The 19816-nt window shown below is 56.4% G+C and carries 17 protein-coding genes, 2 pseudogenes and 1 CRISPR repeat array; of the genes and pseudogenes, 13 read left to right on the forward strand and 6 right to left on the reverse strand.

Annotated features, from left to right (window positions below):
* Positions 1 to 320 precede the first annotated feature (320 nt).
* Together AQ1_RS12930 and AQ1_RS12935 are read right to left on the reverse strand one after the other, a co-directional pair.
* The gene (locus AQ1_RS12930; RefSeq protein WP_042088039.1) at positions 321 to 2075 is read right to left on the reverse strand and encodes an ATP-binding protein; all 1755 of its coding nucleotides are present in this window, start codon (positions 2073 to 2075) and stop codon (positions 321 to 323) included.
* Positions 2076 to 2084: 9 nt separating this feature from the next.
* On the reverse strand, positions 2085 to 3107 hold the full coding sequence (locus tag AQ1_RS12935) for an SIR2 family protein (protein ID WP_042088070.1): 1023 nt from the start codon (positions 3105 to 3107) through the stop codon (positions 2085 to 2087).
* Positions 3108 to 3317: 210 nt separating this feature from the next.
* Here AQ1_RS12935 and AQ1_RS12940 point away from each other — a divergent pair, with 210 nt between their 5' ends.
* The 10 genes from AQ1_RS12940 (at position 3318) to AQ1_RS12990 (ending at position 15890) form a co-directional block, all read left to right on the forward strand.
* Positions 3318 to 5894 (forward strand): CRISPR-associated helicase/endonuclease Cas3, encoded by a 2577-nt coding sequence (locus tag AQ1_RS12940; protein WP_042088041.1) that lies wholly within the window; start codon positions 3318 to 3320, stop codon positions 5892 to 5894.
* 430 nt (positions 5895 to 6324) lie between these two features.
* Positions 6325 to 7896 (forward strand): type I-E CRISPR-associated protein Cse1/CasA, encoded by a 1572-nt coding sequence (casA, locus tag AQ1_RS12945; RefSeq protein ID WP_042088043.1) that lies wholly within the window; start codon positions 6325 to 6327, stop codon positions 7894 to 7896.
* Positions 7889 to 8425: a type I-E CRISPR-associated protein Cse2/CasB gene (casB, locus tag AQ1_RS12950; RefSeq protein WP_042088045.1), complete on the forward strand. Its 537-nt coding sequence runs from the start codon at positions 7889 to 7891 to the stop codon at positions 8423 to 8425. The genes casA and casB overlap by 8 nt, the downstream gene beginning before the upstream one ends.
* 33 nt (positions 8426 to 8458) lie before the next feature.
* On the forward strand, positions 8459 to 9670 hold the full coding sequence (gene cas7e / locus AQ1_RS12955) for a type I-E CRISPR-associated protein Cas7/Cse4/CasC (protein ID WP_042088048.1): 1212 nt from the start codon (positions 8459 to 8461) through the stop codon (positions 9668 to 9670).
* Positions 9671 to 9673: 3 nt separating this feature from the next.
* Complete coding sequence (gene cas5e / locus AQ1_RS12960) at positions 9674 to 10414, forward strand: type I-E CRISPR-associated protein Cas5/CasD (protein WP_042088050.1); 741 nt, start codon at positions 9674 to 9676, stop codon at positions 10412 to 10414.
* Entirely contained in the window at positions 10411 to 11202 is a 792-nt protein-coding gene (gene cas6e, locus AQ1_RS12965) for a type I-E CRISPR-associated protein Cas6/Cse3/CasE (protein ID WP_081837335.1), read from the forward strand. The genes cas5e and cas6e overlap by 4 nt, the downstream gene beginning before the upstream one ends.
* Positions 11203 to 11206: 4 nt before the next feature.
* Positions 11207 to 12070 (forward strand): type I-E CRISPR-associated endonuclease Cas1e, encoded by an 864-nt coding sequence (gene cas1e, locus AQ1_RS12970; RefSeq protein ID WP_042088054.1) that lies wholly within the window; start codon positions 11207 to 11209, stop codon positions 12068 to 12070.
* A 3-nt stretch (positions 12071 to 12073) separates the two neighbouring features.
* Positions 12074 to 12376, forward strand: coding sequence for a type I-E CRISPR-associated endoribonuclease Cas2e (gene cas2e / locus AQ1_RS12975; RefSeq protein WP_042088056.1), 303 nt, complete (start codon positions 12074 to 12076; stop codon positions 12374 to 12376).
* A 56-nt stretch (positions 12377 to 12432) separates the two neighbouring features.
* A CRISPR array of direct repeats spans positions 12433 to 14167; the repeat unit is 28 nt; unit sequence GGCTCCCCCGCCCACGCGGGGATGGACC.
* 75 nt (positions 14168 to 14242) lie between these two features.
* Positions 14243 to 15369, forward strand: a protein-coding gene (locus AQ1_RS12985; protein WP_313982478.1) for an IS3 family transposase whose coding sequence is annotated in 2 segments (ribosomal slippage) — positions 14243 to 14474 and positions 14474 to 15369 — 1128 coding nt in all. Because the reading frame shifts where the segments join, the coding sequence is not laid out codon by codon here.
* A gap of 8 nt (positions 15370 to 15377) precedes the next feature.
* Positions 15378 to 15890, forward strand: a complete 513-nt coding sequence (locus tag AQ1_RS12990; RefSeq protein WP_150007469.1) for a hypothetical protein — start codon at positions 15378 to 15380, stop codon at positions 15888 to 15890.
* A 167-nt stretch (positions 15891 to 16057) separates the two neighbouring features.
* Here AQ1_RS12990 and AQ1_RS12995 read toward each other — a convergent pair whose 3' ends face one another.
* The 3 genes from AQ1_RS12995 to AQ1_RS13005 all read right to left on the reverse strand — a co-directional run bounded on the left by AQ1_RS12995 (position 16058) and on the right by AQ1_RS13005 (position 17750).
* Complete coding sequence (locus tag AQ1_RS12995) at positions 16058 to 16795, reverse strand: metallophosphoesterase family protein (protein WP_042088062.1); 738 nt, start codon at positions 16793 to 16795, stop codon at positions 16058 to 16060.
* 63 nt (positions 16796 to 16858) lie between these two features.
* Positions 16859 to 17419: a hypothetical protein gene (locus tag AQ1_RS14745; protein WP_052371282.1), complete on the reverse strand. Its 561-nt coding sequence runs from the start codon at positions 17417 to 17419 to the stop codon at positions 16859 to 16861.
* Positions 17409 to 17750, reverse strand: coding sequence for a hypothetical protein (locus AQ1_RS13005; protein ID WP_042088064.1), 342 nt, complete (start codon positions 17748 to 17750; stop codon positions 17409 to 17411). The genes AQ1_RS14745 and AQ1_RS13005 overlap by 11 nt, the downstream gene beginning before the upstream one ends.
* Positions 17751 to 18141: 391 nt before the next feature.
* Between AQ1_RS13005 and AQ1_RS13010 the strand changes: the two genes are divergently transcribed.
* The 3 genes and pseudogenes from AQ1_RS13010 to AQ1_RS15230 form a co-directional block, all read left to right on the forward strand.
* Positions 18142 to 18405, forward strand: a complete 264-nt coding sequence (locus AQ1_RS13010; RefSeq protein ID WP_042088066.1) for a helix-turn-helix domain-containing protein — start codon at positions 18142 to 18144, stop codon at positions 18403 to 18405.
* Between the two features lie 281 nt (positions 18406 to 18686).
* Positions 18687 to 18812, forward strand: a pseudogene (locus AQ1_RS15585) (IS256 family transposase); the annotation flags it as partial.
* A 21-nt stretch (positions 18813 to 18833) separates the two neighbouring features.
* A pseudogene (locus tag AQ1_RS15230) lies at positions 18834 to 19004 on the forward strand (IS256 family transposase); the annotation flags it as partial.
* Between the two features lie 79 nt (positions 19005 to 19083).
* On the opposite strand, the gene AQ1_RS13015 reads toward AQ1_RS15230, so the two are convergent.
* Entirely contained in the window at positions 19084 to 19467 is a 384-nt protein-coding gene (locus AQ1_RS13015; protein ID WP_152550442.1) for a hypothetical protein, read from the reverse strand.
* Between the last annotated feature and the right edge of the window lie 349 nt (positions 19468 to 19816).

Below are 19816 nucleotides of genomic sequence, written 5' to 3' on the forward strand. Positions count from 1 at the left end.
CTTCCAGGCCGCAATCAAACTCGCTTCAATCCGCATATGGCTTAGATTTTATGAGTCTACGGCCTAGCGAAATAGCGGCACTCGTTGGGAAAGGCACGGGACGAATGCTGGCTCACGGTCAGGAAAGCCAAAAAATTGAGGGCGTTCTGGAGGCCCCCACTTCTGAGTGGAAAGAGATATATTGAGCAAGACCACAAACAAGTTTGCCCCCTAAGCTTCGCGAGCGCTTCGATACCTGACAGTATCTGAAACCCGCATGGCCCAGACCAGATACATAAGATTCATGACATTTCCCTTTCGAAGGTACACATGTAGTTTTATTACAGCGCACTCTGTCTCCGCCAGGAATGCACAGCGCGTTCAGTATCAGAGATTGCCTGTTCGTCGTTCCAACGATCCCAAAACTCGACAGTAGCACTGTTTGGCTTGTATTTTGGTTCTGCGACGCGAACGCGTGTTGGCAACAAGCTGGCATCGCCTACTACCAAAGCCTCGCCAACATCCAGGACTGGCAGCAGATCACCGAAACTACCGAGGCTATCAGGCAGTAATCGTTTAATGACAGACTGATCTTCGCCGTTCGTAAGCCGCATTGCGACGACGTTGTTGCACTGGCTAAGAACCGTGCGATTGACCTCTGCTGGACGCTGACTAATGACAACCAGGCCGACGCCGTATTTTCGGCCCTCTTTCGCGATACGCTCAAAAATTCCGACAGAAATATCGTCAACTGAATCCGCGCTTGCGCGTTCAGGAATATATAGATGTGCTTCGTCACAGAAGAGCGCTACAGGATGCCGTTTCTCGATATCTGTCCATTGCGTAATGGTGAATATCAGCCGTGCCAGCAGGCTAACCATCAAGGGCAGAATATCCGATGGCACTTCAGAAAAATCGACGATCTTAATGCCGCCATTACTGTCAGCTTGGGAACCGCGACCACCGACCAGTTTATGCGCCATGGTCGTCAGCCATTCCATTTCCATGCACTCATTATGCGGTTGGAACAGAAAACCAAGGCGGCGGTCCAAGCGCTTGGAAGCAAAACGCGCAATCAACCGGCTCAACCTACCATTGAAGTCCCCCGCCTTATCGCTCCCTGCTCGGGCTCCGGGTACTCGTTCTATGTCAAGGCGCGCAAGCTCGCTGACAACAGCATTGATATCGAACGGCACCGGACTATCGACAGTGAAGTTCTTCAGAATGTCCGCATGCTCACCTGCTTCCAGAAATGCCCGCTTAGCATCGGTAATGCAACGCGACATGATCATCGCCTGATTGGGTGCATTCTGATCAGAACGATCGACAAACAGCGACACCATCGCCTCATAACCCAGAAGCCAGTAAGGCAAGTAAAGTACGCCACCATCTAATGCTGCTCCACCGTCCAAATCCCCCGGTCCGGCTACGCGGAAGTGCCGGAATTCGTCACCCACCAGCGTTTTGTATTCACCATGCACATCAAATAGGATGGCGTTTGCCTGTTTCAGCGCGGCAACCTGATCCAAGAGCCGTGCTGTCGTCCAGGATTTACCGGAACCTGTACTGCCAACAACAATAGCGTGCCGCTGGAAGAGCCGGTTCCCGTTTAGATAAGCTGTGGCGTCTTCATCAAGCGTGTATTTTCCGAGTTCGAGTTGTGGTCCATTCCCGGCCACGTTGGAAATAACCTGCATGAAATTCGTTAAGCGCTCCCCTTCCAAAGCAAAGCAATTTGCGTCAATTTCAGGTACCGTTTCCAGTGTTCGGCGGAAAACATTGCTGGCGGTGCCGAGGCGATCAATCAGAGTACCTATGAGCGAAACGCGTACGAGATTATTCTCCGGCAACTCGACGGTTTCGCCATTATCTTCATCGGCATCGAGTTCTACACCGCCGTCCGGCGCTTTGCGGGTGATGCGGGACACGACACCGATGAGGTGCTGACCGGCTTTGCTGCTTTGCAGTGCCACAAGACGATTAACCTGGACCCGTTTGAGGCGTTCGAGTTCATCGACACGAACGACAACAACCGCGCTGTCTACAGCGATGATTTTTCCCAAAGCCTCATTGTCGTCATAGTCAAATATCGTCATTTTCAATCCTCAAAGCACTAATTTGTTAAATTCTTCAAATGGCCAAATCTTTTGATCCTCGATAATTTCACCGTCCGGAGTCTCAGGCGTATAGATGCGCGTCCCCTCATCACAGTCCTCCATGGCCAGATACGCAGCACCGGCATTGTTGGCCAGAAACTGCCGGGCTTCTTCAGTCAGTGTGTGGGCCAATATCACGATCGGTACATTCTTCTGATGGCAACGCTCGATAAGCTTAGGCTGGATATGCGTATCCCGGAAGCCGTAGCCAACGCACAGAAACGCGGTGGCCCTGCCAAGCGCCGCGTCCGCGCCCTGAATGGCCGAACGGAAAGGCTCATCATGCGTACGCTCATACTTGCTTACGCCGGGTGTGACGATCAGCGGTAAAAATCCGTCCGGCAATTGCTTGGAAAGAGGAAGAGACACGACTGTCCCTTTCGTGTCCTCAAACCAGTCAAGAGAACCGTGTACCTTCCAGATTCGGACGGTTCTCGCCGGATAGTTCCCCTTCCGCACAAAGATTGTGTCCGCCCCTTCGCGCCGCCGAATCACCCCCGGCACGAAACCCGTCGCATGAATGTATTCCGCAACGTCAGCCGCATACTCCGCAACGCGATCATAGTTCGGCGTTACGATATTGATCGTATTGTTGGTGCTCTTGAAAAGCGCGCGTATCAAATCCGAGAGCGGAAATGCTTCCTGACCGATTGCGGCCCGCTGCAACAGCGCGAGATCATCACTGGCAATCGCCTCCCAAGTGAGATTGACAATCTTGCGGACCATTGACGTTGGCGCAGTGGTCTTTTGGAGCGCTTCCTCCAGACCGTCGCCGTTGGCGAGCGCCATACGGATCAGCGTCCAGGCGTCTTCTTCCTGTTGGCCCTGCAAATCGAGATTGTCGCGCAGATAATCCGCCAGCGCGCCCATACCCCTGATCTGGTGCGCAATTGAAGCACCGCTTCCGAGCACTATGACAGGATGGTGCTGGACGCAGTTCTGGGCGATTTTTGAAATTTCTTCGGTGTCCATGGAATTCATTTCAAACGGTATGTAATTTTGGACAAATACTTTATCTTAGCACAACTGTTCGCACATAAATTGACCTGCCACTGAATTTTCATCCATTTGGGAGCAGAGCAGGCTTCAACCAAAGGTTCATCCCCCCATTAAATTTCACTTTAAAATTAAAAATTATCGCTTTAGGCTCGTTCATATATATTTATTTTTGAAGATTTTGCAGTGCAAAAGCCATTTCCAAAAGCTTGGGGCAAATATGCCTTTGTCAGTGATGATGATCAGCAATGGCATCCCCTGATCGATCATAGCGCCGATGTTGCGGCCTGTTGTGAGGCACTTTTGCGCCAGCCGCTGATCAATCGGCGCATGGCCACATTGGCGGGCCTTGATGAGCTTCAACCCGCCCTGATCGCGCGCCTTTCGGTGCTTGCTTTCCTTCATGATATCGGCAAGGCCAATCGCGGGTTTCAATACAAGGTTTTGCCATGCAGCAAATCTCCACGGGCCGGGCATGTGCGTGAGTTATATTGGCTGTTTAATCCGCTGGATGCGCTGTCGTCGCAGGCATATGAGGCGCTTCGCATGGGCGAGATCGCCTCATGGTTTGGTGATGCGGCCGGTTATGCCCTGCTGATCGCCGCCATTTCCCATCATGGCGCGCCATGGAAGTCTGATGATGAGGCAGGGGTGCGAAGCTGGTGGTGCGCGGATGATCATTATGATCCCATGCAAACCCTGCGGGATATGGGCGATCATCTGGCCCCATGGTTCCCGGATGCCTTTCAGCCCTGTACGTCTTTTGAAGCGCCATCGGCATTCCAGCACGCCTTTGCCGGGCTGGTTATGCTGGCCGATTGGCTGGGCTCGGACCGTGGCCTTTTTCCCTATAGCGAACCCGATGATGGCGACCGGATGATCTTTGCCCGCAAGAAGGCGGTGCAGGCACTGCATGCAATCGGCCTTGATCACGGCGTTCGGCCATCTTCATCGCTGGGCTTTGATGATCTTTTCTCTTTTCCGCCCAATGCGCTGCAAAAAGCTGTGGAGCAGCTTGAGCTGGCTCCCCTGCTGATCATGGAATCCGAGACCGGTTCGGGAAAAACCGAAGCAGCCCTTTGGTATTTCAAGCGGTTGTTTGAGGCCGGCAAGGTTGATGGGCTTTATTTTGCCTTGCCCACGCGGGCGGCGGCAACTCAATTACATGATCGTGTGAGAAAAATGGTCTCACGCCTTTTCCCGCCGGATCATCGCCCTGCTACAGTTCTTGCGGTACCCGGCTATTTCAAGGTGGATGATATCGAAGGGCGGCCGCTGCCCGGCTTCAATGTTTTGTGGGATGATGATCCAGATAAGCGCAATCCCCGCTTTTGGGCGGCGGAAAATCCGAAGCGCTATCTGGCCGCCCGCATTGCCGTTGGCACCATCGATCAGGTGCTGATTTCTTCACTCATGGTCAAACATGCCCATCTGCGCTCCACCGCCCTGATGCGGCATCTTTTGGTGGTGGATGAGGTTCATGCGTCTGATCCCTATATGAACAGATTGCTTGAAGCCGTGCTCGATCATCATCTGGGGGCCGGGGGCTATGCGCTTTTGATGTCAGCCACATTAGGAACGGCCATGAAGGCGCGCTTGCTGGGCGGGGCGCGTGCCGAAATGCCATCGCCCCTGGATGCGATCAAAACGCCTTATCCGCTTTTGACCGTGAGAGGCTCCGATAGCTCTCAATCGGTGGCCATAGGCGGCAAGCCAAGCCAGAAAACAGTCAATATCGAGCTGTCGCCCCATATGGAAGAGCCCGAAATGGTGGCCAGCAGGGCGCTTGCAGCGGCCCGCGCGGGGGCCAAAATTCTGGTTGTTCGCAACACGGTAAACGCTGCGGTCGCAACGCAGCAGGCGCTGGAATCTCTCTGCCAGAATGATCCGCACCCGCCCCTCTTTCGCTGCGAAAATGTCGTCAGCCTGCATCATGGCCGTTTTGCCCGCGAGGACCGCAAGATACTCGATGCCTGTGTGGAAAAGCAGATCGGCCGCGAACGGCCCGATGGCGGCCTCATCATCATTGGCACCCAAACACTGGAACAAAGCCTTGATATCGATGCGGACCTGTTGATTTCCGATCTTTGTCCCATGGATATTTTGCTGCAACGCCTCGGCCGCCTGCATCGCCATAAACGCGATCATCGCCCTGCCGGCTTTGAAACGGCACGCGCCATCATCCTGCACCCTGGTGAACGCGATCTTTCGCCCGGGCAGCGCGGGCTCGGCCGCTATGGTTTGGGGGGCTATGTCTATCCCGATTTGCGGGCGATCGAGGCAACGCTGCGCCTGCTTGAACAGCATGAATGCCTGCAAATTCCAGCGATGAACCGCGAATTGGTGGAACGGGCGACGCATCCCGCATTGGTCGATGCGCTGGCAGATGAATTGGGGCCGGTTTGGAAACAGCATGGACAGGATCTGGCAGGACAGATTTCGGGCAAAAAGAACAGTGCCACAAGCGTGATCATCAGACTTCATGAGCCCTTTAGAGAAACCCAATTCCCCGGCAAGGAAGAACGCATCACCACCCGCCTTGGCGCGCAAGATCGCCTCGTGGATTGGGGCGAGGGCATAACGCCCCCCCATGGCCCCTTTGGCGCACCCGCCCATCATCTCGTTTTACCCGCGTATCTCTGTGGGGGCATAGCACCCGATGCAATCGCCGCCATCGAGCAGGCGGATGGAACCGGCGTCCGCTTCCGCCTTGGCGGTGCGCACTTCACCTATGATCGATGGGGATTGAGAAAAGAAGATTGACAAATTGGGGTATTTGTGTAAAACTATAAAAATAATAATTACAAAGTCTTTATTAATAATCTTTGTCGCAATTCGAAAGCCCCAATCCCATGCTTAGCCCTTTTCGGAACTCGGAAACCCCCAATCGCAAGCGACGCCGCACCATTCCCAAACAATGGACGGTGGCGTCAGTCACGGCTTGGATTTCCCCCACGGTATTCCCGAAGAGTTTGTCTCTTAATTTGTCTGCGTTGGAATTGCCCGACTGCGAGTTGAGTGACTGCCGTGGTTCAGCACATGTGCAAACATGGCAATGGTTCATGCCACCTATTCGCGCGCCCTCATGATGCGCTCCCCCGCCCACGCGGGGATGGACCATACAAGGTCTTGATAAAGATCGCTCCCCCGCCCACGCGGGGATTATTAAAATTATCCATAAGGTGGTGCGACGATGACATTCAATTTATTGAGCGAACCTCTCATCACGATTGATCAATCTGCCCATCACCAAAAGGTCAGCCTGCCGGCGCTGCTGGCCTTGCTGATGGATGATCAGGTTGATGAATTTCCCTTTTTGCGCGCACATCAGCGCCATGCTTTCCATGCCTTTCTGGTGCAGCTTGCGGCCATTGCGCTTCACCATGCGGGGGAAAGCGATCCGCCCCGGGATGCGGAGGGCTGGGCCGGGTTGCTGCGCGCGCTCACGCCCGATTGGCCCGAGGATGAGCCATGGTCGCTGGTGGCAACGCCCGACAAGCCCGCCTTCATGCAAGCTCCGGTGCCGGACGGCGATATTTCCGCCTTCAAGCCGATTGAGACCCCCGATGCGCTCGATCTTCTGGTGACATCGAAAAACCATGATCTGAAAGCCGCGCGGATGCGGGCTGCCGCCCCCGAGGACTGGTTTTTTGCGCTGTTAAGCCTTCAGACGATGGAAGGATTTCTGGGAGCTGGAAATTACGGCATTTCCCGCATGAATGGCGGCTTTGCCAATCGTTCGGCCTTGGGCATCGTGCCGCCGGGCGGGGTGGGTGCCCGGGTCCGGCGTGATCTGCGCATATTGCTTCAAAAACGCGGGTGTATCTTAAAAGATATCGAGCAATATCCTGCAGACAATGGCCTTGCGCTGATCTGGCTGCTGCCATGGGATGGCCAAAGCCAATTGACCCTTGATCAGCTCGATCCTTTTTATATCGAGATTTGCCGGCGTGTCCGTTTGATTGAAAAATCGGATCGGCTATCCGCACTGGGCGCAACCAGCAAAAAGGCGCGCATCAATGCCGGTGAAACGAAGGGCCATGTGGGCGATCCCTGGATGCCGATCCATCCTGGAGATGAGGCCAAATCCTTTTCCGTTTTTTCTGATGGCTTCAATTATCGCCGCATGTCGGAATTGCTCTTCGGCAAGACCTATCAAAAATCCATGCTCCAGAAAGTCGACCCCAATGATGCTGATGAAGGGCTATCGGTTCTGGCTTGTGGGCTGGTGCGGGGGCAGGGCAAAACCGAAGGCTATCATGAACGGCGCGTGCCGATCAGCGAGCCCGTCAAGCGAATAATGGCAAGCGGCCATAGCGATAGGCTCGCCGCTCTTGCCAAGCGCCGGGTGGATGATGCTGGCACCATGCGCGACATGGTTTTGCGCCCGGCTCTCTTCTCCCTGCTGCAAGATGGCCCGGACTCAATCGATTATGGATCGAAATCAACGTCCAAACAGGCGGGTTCCTGGCTGCAGGCCTTCGATCAGGCCGTTGATGAGATGTTCTTCCCCCAATTGTGGGAGGCGATCGATGCCTTCGATTCTGGCCAGCCCGATCATGAAATCGCCCTGCTTTGGCAATGCAAAATGCGGAAAATTGCCATTGATCTGCTTCAACAGGCACAGCACAGCGTGCCGCTGGCCTCGATCCGTCGCTATCGGGCCCAAACCCGCAGCCGCGATCTGTTTTTTGCCATGCTGAAAAAGAATTTTGAAAATCTGTACGCCCAATATTGGGAGAATAAGGAGGCCGAACATGCCTGAGACCAACAGCCCAAAAAAGGACGATCCGGGCCTTGGCGAGATCATCACCAATATTGCCAGGAAGATCGCTGCCAAAGATTTTTCCACCGGTGATCGGGCGGCCCTGCGTCGCCTTGAGGATAAGGTGCCGAATGCACCTATTTTTTGGAGTTTGATGGCAAGATGCAACGCCAATGCCCTTGATCGCGATGCTGAAGAAATTCGACGCTGGGCATTGATCCTGCGCGGCATGGCCATCATGGCTCCCTATCATCACCCGAACACGAATAATCCGGGCGCGATGCTGGCAAAAAACGACTTCAGCGAATTGCGCCTGGCCAAATTCCTGAGCGCCCGTGGGGCGCAATTTCGCGATCAATATCTGCTGATATGCCGCTTTCTGGCCGTCAAAGGCGAAGCCATTGATTGGCGCGTGCTTGCAAAGCTGGTTTTGGCGGAAGGCCGCAATGAAAAATGGGCCGAAGAGCAGCGCATGGCGATTGCACGCGCTTATTTCCGCACAAAAAATTCCAAAGAAAAAGCTGCCTGAAACCAATCATTCATTAAAAGAAAGGTCGATCCCATGATTACCCCCCGTTTTTTGCAAATTCATAGCCTGCATTCCTATCCCGCTGCCCTGATCAATCGCGATGATGCAGGCCTCGCCAAGCGCCTGCCTTTTGGCGGGGCCACCCGAACCCGAATTTCCTCGCAATGCCTGAAGCGTCATTGGCGCATGGCCGAGGATGAATGGGCCCTGCGTTCCATCGGGGTGCCGATGGGCAAGCGATCCCGGCTCATCGTTGATCGCGGGATCATGGAGCCGCTGGTGAAGGCGGGTATTGATAAAAGCCTTGCCGAAGCCATCGCCGAAGGTTTCCTGAAGGGCCTGTTCCAAGAAAACCCCAAGCGGGCCAAAGCTAAAAAGGATGCGCAAGAGGGCGAGGACGCGGCTGCATTCAGCGCCCAAACCAAACAGGCCGTTTTGTTTGGCCAGCCGGAAATCGATTATCTTTTATCCAAAGCCCGCGCCATCGCAGCGGAGGTCAATAGCGCCGATGAGGCTGCAAAAGCCTGTGATGCCTTTTTCAAGGACAAAGACCTGCGCGCCAATATCAAGGCGATGAAGCATCATGCCGGGCTTGAATCCGCCCTGTTTGGCCGCATGGTCACCTCTGATCTGATCGCCAATACCGATGCCGCCGTGCATGTGGCCCATGCCTTTACCGTTCATGCCGAAGAAAGCGAAAGCGATTATTTCACCGTTGTCGATGATCTGCGAAGCCGGGCGGATGGCGATGATGCGGGTTCGGCAGGAATTTTCGATATGGAACTGACCAGCGGCCTTTATTATGGCTATGTGGTGATCGATCTGCCTTTGCTGGTCTCTAATCTTGAAGGGGCCCCGGTGGATCAATGGCATGAGGATGGGGTTGATCGCGATCTGGCAGCGCGGGTTGCCCAGCATCTCATTCATCTGGTGGCAACCGTTTCGCCCGGTGCAAAGCTTGGGTCAACCGCCCCTTATGATTATGCCTCGATGCTGATGATCGAAGCCGGTGGCCGTCAGCCGCGCACTTTGGCCAATGCATTTCGCAAGCCGGTGGAACCGCATTTCAGTTCGGCCATGGAGGCACTTGGCAGGCATCTCAGGGTTCTGGATGAAACCTATGGGCAGGCGGAAGCCCGGCGTTATCTGTCGCTGTCCGATGCCACCCTCGATGGTGCCGAACGATTGCCCCTTGATCGGCTGGCCCAATGGGCGGCGGATGTCGTGCGTCAGGGCAAGGTGTGAAGGATGGCACAAATTCTTATTTTACGCCTGGAATCGCCCCTGATCGCTTTTGGGGGCGAGGCGGTGGATAATCTGGGGGTGATCACGGATTGTCCATCGCATTCCCTCATCACCGGGCTTTTTGCCAATGCTTTGGGCTATCGTCGTGGTGAAGCGGCAAAGCATCAAAGATTGCAGGATCGCCTGCATTATGCCGTGCGCCTTGATCGGGCGGGCCAGCGCATCCGCGATTTCCAAACGGCGGAGCTTGATGGCAATGATCGCGGCTGGACCACGTCCAATCGCCCCGAAGGCCGGGCGGGCGGAGCGGGCAGCTATAGTGGCCCGCATCTGCGCTATCGCGATTATCGCGCCGATGCCAGCATTCTGGTTGCCGTAAAGCTTGATCCCGCAGATGAAGAACCCAGCCTCGATACACTGGCTGCAGCCCTCGATGCGCCTGCCCGTCCGCTCTTCATCGGGCGCAAGCCATGCCTGCCTGCCACGCGCCTGTTCGAAGGCTGTGTCGAGGCTGCATCCCCGCGCGCGGCTTTAAGCGCAATTCCTATTGAAGGGGATCTGGGGGGGCAGTCTGTTTCCCTTTTCTGGACAGGAAAAGCCGAACCAGATGAGCGGACAGAGCAAAGAAGATCCGCCACCCGACGCAACTGGCGCAATGATGTGCATGGGGGAGCCGAGGTGATCCATCACATCATGATCACACCGCCCACTGGCCATAAAACCGCGTTCACGGAGCCTGAATGATGACTGCACCTTTTCATATGCTGCGCCTTCAGCCTGATATGCCGGGCCTGGTGCGTTGGGCTCATGCCCGATCTTTGGTCGGTCGCAGTGGGGATTTGAGCTATGCCCTCCATGCCGCTTTGGCAGCGGCCTTTGGCGATGATGCGCCCAAACCCTTCAGGCTTGTTGAAAAACAAACCGATACAGGGGCGGCGGGCGCCCCCATGCTTTTGGGCTATAGCAATGCGGATCGGCAAAAGCTTTTGGCCCACGCTAAAAGCATGGATCGCGATCAGGCGGATCTGGCCAAAATCCTGTGCCTTGATGGTCTCGCCCTCAAAGCCATGCCGGAACGCTGGGCTGTGGGGGCGCGCTATCATTTTGAGGTGCGGGTTCGCCCCATTGTGCGCACCGATGGTGACACTGGCCGCAAAAGCGTGCGCGAACGTGATGCCTTTTTGCATGCCTGTGATCAGATGGGAGACGGGGCGGCGGATCGGGTGGATCGCGGCGTAATTTATGCCGATTGGCTTTCCAGCCGCATTGAGAAATCCGGCGGTGCCCATGTGATCGGGGCTGAACAGGGGCGTGCGGGCTGTACCCTTGCGGCCTTTCAGCGCCTACGCATTGCCCGCAAAAATTCCGCGCGCACGCTGCATGAAATCGAAGGCCCGGATGCAATCATGACCGGCCTTCTAGAGGTAACGAACAGCGATCGTTTCCATGATCTGTTGCGCCGAGGCATCGGCAGGCATCGTGCCTTTGGCTATGGCATGGTGCTTTTGAAGCCATCAACAAACGGGGGATAAGGCTGTGCTCAAAGGGCGACTAGGGTTGGAAACGGCACGCATTCCCCATACCGACAGGCATGGGCTGCTGAGCCTTGATCGCGGCAATCTCTCGGTCGAGGATGGCTGCCTGCGGTTCATCTGTGCGGGCGGTGGCGCGCTGGATGCGGGGGATTATCAAATTCCATTTCAGGCCGTTTCCGCCATCCTGCTTGGGCCCGGATCAACGGTGAGCCACGATGCCTTGCGCTTGCTGGCGCGGCACAATACCGCTTTGGTGGCCATCGGGGGCGATGGTGTACGCTGCTATACGGCGCCGCCCCTGATGCCCGATCAATCTGATCTTGCCCGTCGCCATGCCCGCGTTTGGGCCGATGCCGAAGGGGCCCGCCTTTCCATGGCCCGCAAGCTTTATGCCTGGCGGCTGGGCGAGGTTCTGCCCCATCGCGATATTGCCGTGCTGCGGGGCATAGAAGGGGCGCGGATGAAAGAAAGCTACAAGCTGATTGCCCAACGCTTTGGGATCGAATGGAATGGACGTCGCTATGATCGCAGCCGCCCCGAGGCCGCAGATACCCCCAATCAGGCGATCAATCATGCCGCAACGGCCGTCGAAGCCGCAGCAGCGATAGCCGTTACCGCCACAGCGACCATACCGCAATTAGGCTTCATCCACGAAGATTCGGCCCATTCCTTTGTTCTGGATATTGCCGATCTCTATCGTACCAGCGTCACCCTTCCCATTGCCTTTGAAGCCACGCGCAGGCACCGCGATCAACCGGGGCAGGAAATCGAAAGGCTTGTGCGCCGCAGTGCCGGGGAACGATTTCGCAGGGAAAAGCTCATTCCCTCGATGATTGATCGGATCAAGGAATTGTTCGAGGGCTAAGCCATGCCGATGACAGTGATCGTAACGCGCGATGTCGAGCCACGCTATCGGGGTTTTCTGGCCTCGATCATGCTTGAAATTGCGCCCGGTGTTTATACATCGCCCAATCTCAGCAAGGCCGTGCGGGAACGGATATTAACGGTTCTATGCGATTGGCATGGGGCTTTGGGGCGCGGGTCCATTGTGCTCACATGGCACGATAAGGCCGCCCTCTCCGGGCAGTCGGTTTTTACGCTCGGTATTCCGCCAAAGCAGATTATCGATGTCGATGGGCTGATGCTCGTTAAAAGGGATAAATCCGAATAGATTTTCTACCAACCGATCATTGACAAGTGAATATTGATAAGGCTTTACTGCCCAGAGGCTCCCCCGCCCACGCGGGGATGGACCCGATGGGGGCGGCGAAATCCGCCGGGTCATAGCGGCTCCCCCGCCCACGCGGGGATGGACCGCTGATTTAGCGGGCAGTTGAGATTGCGTAAAAGGCTCCCCCGCCCACGCGGGGATGGACCTTGCGCTGATGGATTTCCTGATCGAGCGCGGGCGGCTCCCCCGCCCACGCGGGGATGGACCGCGCCGCCGATGAAGCCGCCCAGCGTCAGGGCAGGCTCCCCCGCCCACGCGGGGATGGACCCATCCATATCCCCGCATTCAGGCGGCCATCGCCGGCTCCCCCGCCCACGCGGGGATGGACCCTTTTCGATTGGCGACACATCTGCATCCCACGGGCTCCCCCGCCCACGCGGGGATGGACCCCGATTCTGGCTTGGCCGCGCCCTCGGCGACGGGGCTCCCCCGCCCACGCGGGGATGGACCCTTTTGCACAGGCGTCGACCCGTTCGTCCGAGAGGCTCCCCCGCCCACGCGGGGATGGACCGCGTCTTTAGAAAACGGACCAGGCGCGGTGGTGGGCTCCCCCGCCCACGCGGGGATGGACCCGGACGTTCAACGGACGTTCAACGAGCGTTCAAGGCTCCCCCGCCCACGCGGGGATGGACCCCCTCATATCACACGCACCGCGATCATCAGCTTGGCTCCCCCGCCCACGCGGGGATGGACCTTTTTATCGACCATGACCCAGAATGGCCTGATGGGCTCCCCCGCCCACGCGGGGATGGACCGGTTTTTGTCGGCGACGGTGCGGAGCCGCAGACGGCTCCCCCGCCCACGCGGGGATGGACCTATCTCCGAAGCCATGCTGCGCCCGCGTCAGGAGGCTCCCCCGCCCACGCGGGGATGGACCCCCGTTTGTAAGTGCTGGCCTATGGAAGCTCAAGGCTCCCCCGCCCACGCGGGGATGGACCCCCTCATATCACACGCACCGCGATCATCAGCTTGGCTCCCCCGCCCACGCGGGGATGGACCTTTTTATCGACCATGACCCAGAATGGCCTGATGGGCTCCCCCGCCCACGCGGGGATGGACCGGCTTTTCAAAACGCATTCAAACGGGCTTTAAAGGCTCCCCCGCCCACGCGGGGATGGACCCTCGGGATTTTTTCCAGCACGGCGGCGGACCGAGGCTCCCCCGCCCACGCGGGGATGGACCTTTCGTGTATCTTAATCACCGATATCAGACAGGGGCTCCCCCGCCCACGCGGGGATGGACCCTGCGCGGCGGGTTTGATGAGGTGCGCATGACGGGCTCCCCCGCCCACGCGGGGATGGACCTATATTAGGAAAATAATAACATGGAAGAGTGGTGGCTCCCCCGCCCACGCGGGGATGGACCTTGCTTGCGGGCTGTGGCCACAAGAAGGAGCGAGGCTCCCCCGCCCACGCGGGGATGGACCGTGACACGTCTTCCTCCCTCCCGAGTGATTCCTGGCTCCCCCGCCCACGCGGGGATGGACCCTGGACGTCTCCGAGGCGCGGGCAACGCGATAGGGCTCCCCCGCCCACGCGGGGATGGACCCGCTCATAGTGGCAGTTTTCGTATCTAATCATCGGCTCCCCCGCCCACGCGGGGATGGACCCCCGCCTTTTACTTTGGCGGAGGATTTTGTGCGGGCTCCCCCGCCCACGCGGGGATGGACCGTCTGCGGCTCCGCAGCGTCGCCGACAAAAACTGGCTCCCCCGCCCACGCGGGGATGGACCGCAGTGGAGGTGGACTTGTAACGGTTTTGTGCCGGTCACCTGAGCGTTTAACACTCGCACAAGGAGACCGACGAGATGATCAAACATACAGAAGAGTTCAAGCAGGAGGCAGTGCGCATTGCGCTGACCAGTGGGCTGTCGCGGAGGCGTGTGGCGTCGGATTTGGGCGTAGGTTTGTCGACGCTGGGCAAGTGGGTGTCGCGGTACCGACCCTCTGATCTGGTAGCCGCGCCGCAGGCAAATTTGGCCCGCGAGAACGAACGCATTCGCCTGGAGAACCGGATCCTCAAGGAGGAGAGGGATATTCTAAAAAAGGCTACCCAGTTCTTCGCGAGCCAGCGGCCGTGAGGTTCGCATTTGTGGAGAGCTGGCGTCATGTATGGCCGGTGGAGACGATCTGCCGGGTGATGCAGGTCAGCCCTTGTGGCTATCGTTCCTGGCGCACACGGCCGATCAGCCAACGTTCCCGGACAGACATGAAGGTGCTGGCCCATATCAGGGAGCAATATAGTCTGAGCCTGGGCAGCTATGGTCGTCCTCGCATGACAATGGAGCTCAAAGAGGCAGGTCTCGATGTCGGCGAGCGTCGGGTCGGCCGGTTGATGCGGATCAATGGGATCAAGCCGGTTCGCACGCGCAAACACAAGGTTACAACCGACAGCAACCACCGGCTTGGCGTTGCAGCCAACTGGCTCGACGGCGATTTCGTCGCCGACGTGCCCAACCGCAAATGGGCGGGCGACATCACCTATGTCTGGACATCGGAAGGCTGGCTCTACCTCGCCGTCATCCTTGATCTGCATAGCCGCCGCGTAGTGGGTTGGGCGGTCAGCGACAGGATGAAAAAGGACCTTGCGATCCGGGCACTCGATATGGCGGTGCGACTGCGCAATCCCCCGGAGGGCTGCCTTTTCCATTCCGATCGCGGCAGCCAGTATTGCTCCTACGATTATCAGAAGAAGCTGCAGGCGCATGGCCTGCGCCCATCAATGAGCGGCAAAGGAAATTGTTACGACAACGCCTCCGTCGAGACGTTCTTCAAATCCTTAAAAGCGGAGCTCATCTGGCGGCAGAGCTGGCCAACACGGCGACAAGCCGAGGCGGCGATCTTCCAGTACATCAATGGCTTCTACAACACCCGCAGGCGGCATTCATATCTGGGCGGCATCAGCCCGCTCGCATTCGAGGCCAAGGTGGCATAATGAGATCAGTGACCGGCACAAAACCGTTACAAGTCCAGGTCCTGACAGACACGCTCAACCGGCTGCTGACTGAGGTCACCGATATTAAAAAGTGCCAGATCACAGCCAAAGAGCTCAAGCCCCTGCAAATCGCATTAGAGGCGAACGCGAAGAAAATCGCAGGGGTCAGGAATGCCGCTTTCAAAGGAGGTCAGGAAGGTGTGTCTGGTCCGGCCCACTCTCTGGAACAGACGACGCGCAAGATACAGAAAAAGGTTGATGATGCTGTGCACGGCCTCTCAGAGGCCCGTAGAGTGGCGGCAGGCACGGTTCGCAATGTTCATCTCCTGATCACCTTTTCGACCCTTACAGGGCTGGCTATGGGTGCTTTGGCTTCTTTGCTGGTGTTTGATTATTCCCTGGGGCGGAATTTTCGCGACAGCGTCCAGCTCATGGGCCTGGATTCGGCTTGCACACAGCAGGGCGGTCTCATTGCAGTTCAGGAAAACGGCAGGTTTTATGTGTTCCAGATCGGTGAATAATCAATAACCCCTGACACGCTTCTGGCACGCCCCTGGCAGACCGTGTGGGCGGAGAGCATATCCGTAGCAAGGTAAATGAAGCAAAGGAACCAACCTTTGGAGCAATGATCAAGCCGTCCGGGACGGGCGCCCAGGCTGCGAGATCAGGCTGCGAGATCAGAGCGCAGTCAAAGTTCGCCATGCGGCAGTTGATCGAGATACCACAGCCATAATTCCGCCTTTCCCAAACCCCGCACCTGAATATCCTGCTTTAGCTTCGCGCTATAATTCCGGTGATGATGGCCATGGACGATGAGTTTTACCCCCATCTTTGCCGCCAGATCGTCGATCACCTCAAAGCCTATCATCTGCCCTGTGCTATCTTTCACAACTGTTGAAGGACCTTCATGGCACACCAGAATATCGGCTGACTCTTGTTGTTCCAGCCGTGCGAAATCTTCAGGGAAAATGCTGGTGCGATGTTTGAGGGGTAGCCCCTTGCGCCACCGTTTGTGGTGGTCAAGATTATCTACAAACCCTGTGCGTGTCGGAAATCGGGCCGGCGCTTCTCTTGGTTGGGGAAACCAGATCTCGCCCCGGAACACACCACCCAGACCGGCAAGTTTCGTGCCTTCGATTTCCTTCACCAAGGCATGGAGGGTCTTGTCTTGAAGGCGCGAGCCAAAGAGATGATCGTGCCAATGGGCATGATCGGAATCATGATTGCCATGAATCCAGTGGACGGCGATGCCCATATCGAGGAACAGGGCAAGCTCTTCATGGAGCGGGCGTTCCAATTCCATATCACCCACCGGCACGATGGCAGCGATTGCCACACCCTGATCCAGTTGTTGCTCGATCTGGTGGCGGATGTCGTCCCATTGGCCATGGGGATCGCCGATAAAAGCAATGGCCGCCTGTGTCATCTCAAATCATCCTTCTCGCAGGGCCGGGCGCGGTCTGCACAGTGGTGCCATTTGGAAGCGATGTCACGGTGACACTGCATACGCCAGAATTTCCTGAGTTGGTTCTGTCCATCGAAGGACTCTGTCGAGATCGGTTATCCCCCGCAGCCTCGCTTCAAGCTTGGCGTTGGCCTGCCACTTCTGCCAGTTTTCCTTGAGGCGATTAGGAGAAGGATGATCGATCATGGCAAAAGCCAGCTTCGTTGCCCGTCTGGGATCCGTTTTAGGCAATAACCAGCCATATCCTCGCGTGGAATTATAGCCAAAGGCCATCCCAAAGGTTTGTCTGGTGAGGGGACGCTCCAGCACAGCATTAATCCGCGAAAACAGATCCGTGGCAGATGGCAAGAGAAGGGGCATATAAACTTGCCTATGCTGAGCAACCCACCGAGCCGTTATGGCTATATGCGGGGCCATCGGACAGAATTGCTGGTGTCTATGCCGTGCATCACGAAGAAACCCTTCCCAGGTTGTTGTTGGAATTCCGAAAAGATAGCGCCAGGTCTCGACCGGGATATCAAACCCCATATTTAACCGAAGTCTGATGAAAGCACCGATGGTGACATAATGTTGGTCAGCCAGCATCAGGCAGTTCCTTTCCTGTTTGACCAGAATTTTCCAGTTCTTCGAGAGCTCTGGTAATTTGACAAAAGGTGATGGAGGGGAGCGGAATGGTGCTTGAACGGCGGAAGATATAGCCATGGATATTGGGATCTGAGAGGCTGGAATAGGGCAGAACAATGCAATATGTGGCTACGGATTCAAGCAGGGTATGAATTTTTCGTCCGTCCGTTGCGCCCACTTCACAAGCAATCGACATCTTATCGTCTACAGCGAAGAGGTCTGGAATGGTCGGGCCAGTGGGAGTGATGAGACGACGCTCCAGGTCAATACGGCCTTTGGGAACCAGAGCCATGACCAGCAATCTTGCATATAGCTTCAGGCGAGCATGACAGGGGCTTTCCTGACGACACGGCGCATCACCTAAAAGTGCTGTCAGATCGCGCCCGTGTATGGCGGGGGGAAGGGGAGCATATAAATCATCGACAGACAGGAGGCGGTGCCGCAAGCCAGAGGCAAGCAACCTTGTGTCAGTCCCTGAGCGCACGGTTCCGGTGCGGGTCATATGAAGTGCATGAGAAAGAAATTCTGTTGGATGGGCTCTCAGAGTTCGGGAAGGGAATAGCCTTCCTGTGCCCCGACGACGACCGAAAGATCGTAAAGGGAGGGATAATTGCATTGTAATAAACCTTGTTCTCTTTTAAATAAAATAACGACATCATATTAATTATATTAGGTTGGTGTAAATGTCAAGCATTTCATATGACATCATAGAAATATTTTCATCTCATCTATGTCGCGCAGCGCGGGGCCTGCTCGGTTGGAGCCAGGCGGAGCTTGCTGATCGTGCGCATGTGGGACGCTCGACGCTTGCAGATTTTGAACGAGGCCGTCGGATTCCCATTCGCAATAATATCGTTGCCATTGTCACGGCCCTGGAAGAAGGGGGTGTAAAGTTTATCGGTCCGGATCCCGCCGGCAAAGAAGGGGTTCGTCTTCGGAGGATGTGAAAAATCCCTGCGGCTCGATCCGGGTTTTGCAGGCTTTGATGTGGCCCGAGGTGGGGCTGTCCTGCTCTTTCACATCCCTTCGCGTAAGAAATGCGGTCTGCCTAACTGCGGTGGGGCGTCATTTGAGAGCTCCGCGCGGATGTCGGTTGCTCAACCTAAGCCACATTTCATTTCAGCCCAAAGGGTTCAGGTTTCAACTGGATGAAGGTTCAGTGGCAGGTCATGTCCGGTCTTTTGTGCAAGTGGGATTTGGTCCATGCTTCCTGAAAAGAGCAAGGACGATGACGATTTCCAAGGACCTTCTGGACGACTTGCTGAAGGGCTGCGAGCGGCCTGAGGATCTGCTCGACGATGCCGGGCTGATGAAAGAGCTCAAGATCAGGCTTATGGAGCGCATGCTGGGCGCGTTTGAGGAAAAATGAGCCGGAAAATATGCCTCCATCGCCCCGGCCTGGCGCAGGGCATGGCAGGAGGTAATCCCATTTTTCGCCTTCGATCCGGCGATCCGAAACTTCGAGAAAGGCGGCAGGACTGTCCAGAAATGGTTTGCCGCCCGCAATCAGTTCGCTATCCTGTTCGATGAACGATTCAACGCGTGACCGTATCTGAAACCCCTATGGGCCAGACCAGATACACAAAGGTCATTACACTCCCAGCGCAGGTCATAATCTCCGCGCGCTAGAAGAACCACCAGTAGCCGACAATGAGGGCCAAGCCGATCTGCCACCAGTGTTGCTTCGCGAATTGCAACCATTCCTCTCGCTTCACGGCGGAGACAAGCGCGTCGCGATCCCTGCCTGTCAGTACCTCGATCCTGAACATCCCTCGCCCTGTCTCCGGGTTTTTTAGTCCCAGCTCATGTACTCGAGCTAGATGCTTGATCGACTCATATTGCCCAGCGGGTGGGGCCAAAGCCTTTTCAAGCCACTGCTTATCCTCATCTGAAATCAACGAGCCATAGACGTTAATGTAACTATGTTGGTTCTCACCGAACCGAGTAACCTTGTACGTCGCAGGCAAGAATTCAAAGTCACCAGTCCAATCGTCACTGGTTAAGACCATTCGCCAATGCACCTCGAGCCAATGATCGACTGCAAGAGGGGGTCTCCATGCTCTGACCCATTCACGATCTTCCAACTCCACATCCATTATACGGCGAGCCAACTTAAACCCCCACACATATTACTAACCGCGATTCTGACATCATATGCCGCCTACGAGCCTCATTCAGAACGGAAAATCGGTCGTTCCCTCCTGCAACTCCGTATCGGGTGGGCAACACCCACACCTGAGTCGGCTTGGGGTCGTCGCCGATGCTCCGCGCGGGCGATTAGCCCGGCGCTCTCGAAGCGGGCCAGAACGTCGCGGTGCCCCGGTAATCCCCCCATTTTTAATGGGAGGGGGGTCTTCA

The sequence above is a fragment of the Iodidimonas nitroreducens genome (assembly GCA_000710935.1).
Lineage (GTDB): Bacteria > Pseudomonadota > Alphaproteobacteria > Sphingomonadales > Rhodothalassiaceae > Iodidimonas > Iodidimonas nitroreducens.

Bases quoted from the DNA above. Each gene is read 5' to 3' on its own strand.
- AQ1_RS13005 (WP_042088064.1), bottom strand. From the start codon at position 17,750: ATGGCTCTGGTTCCCAAAGGCCGTATTGACCTGGAGCGTCGTCTCATC.
- AQ1_RS12995 (WP_042088062.1), bottom strand. From the start codon at position 16,795: ATGACACAGGCGGCCATTGCTTTTATCGGCGATCCCCATGGCCAATGG.
- AQ1_RS13015 (WP_152550442.1), bottom strand. From the start codon at position 19,467: ATGGTCTTAACCAGTGACGATTGGACTGGTGACTTTGAATTCTTGCCT.
- AQ1_RS13010 (WP_042088066.1), top strand. From the start codon at position 18,142: ATGTCAAGCATTTCATATGACATCATAGAAATATTTTCATCTCATCTA.
- casA (WP_042088043.1), top strand. From the start codon at position 6,325: ATGACATTCAATTTATTGAGCGAACCTCTCATCACGATTGATCAATCT.
- casB (WP_042088045.1), top strand. From the start codon at position 7,889: ATGCCTGAGACCAACAGCCCAAAAAAGGACGATCCGGGCCTTGGCGAG.
- cas7e (WP_042088048.1), top strand. From the start codon at position 8,459: ATGATTACCCCCCGTTTTTTGCAAATTCATAGCCTGCATTCCTATCCC.
- AQ1_RS12930 (WP_042088039.1), bottom strand. From the start codon at position 2,075: ATGACGATATTTGACTATGACGACAATGAGGCTTTGGGAAAAATCATC.
- AQ1_RS12935 (WP_042088070.1), bottom strand. From the start codon at position 3,107: ATGGACACCGAAGAAATTTCAAAAATCGCCCAGAACTGCGTCCAGCAC.
- cas6e (WP_081837335.1), top strand. From the start codon at position 10,411: ATGATGACTGCACCTTTTCATATGCTGCGCCTTCAGCCTGATATGCCG.
- cas2e (WP_042088056.1), top strand. From the start codon at position 12,074: ATGCCGATGACAGTGATCGTAACGCGCGATGTCGAGCCACGCTATCGG.
- cas5e (WP_042088050.1), top strand. From the start codon at position 9,674: ATGGCACAAATTCTTATTTTACGCCTGGAATCGCCCCTGATCGCTTTT.
- AQ1_RS14745 (WP_052371282.1), bottom strand. From the start codon at position 17,419: ATGCTGGCTGACCAACATTATGTCACCATCGGTGCTTTCATCAGACTT.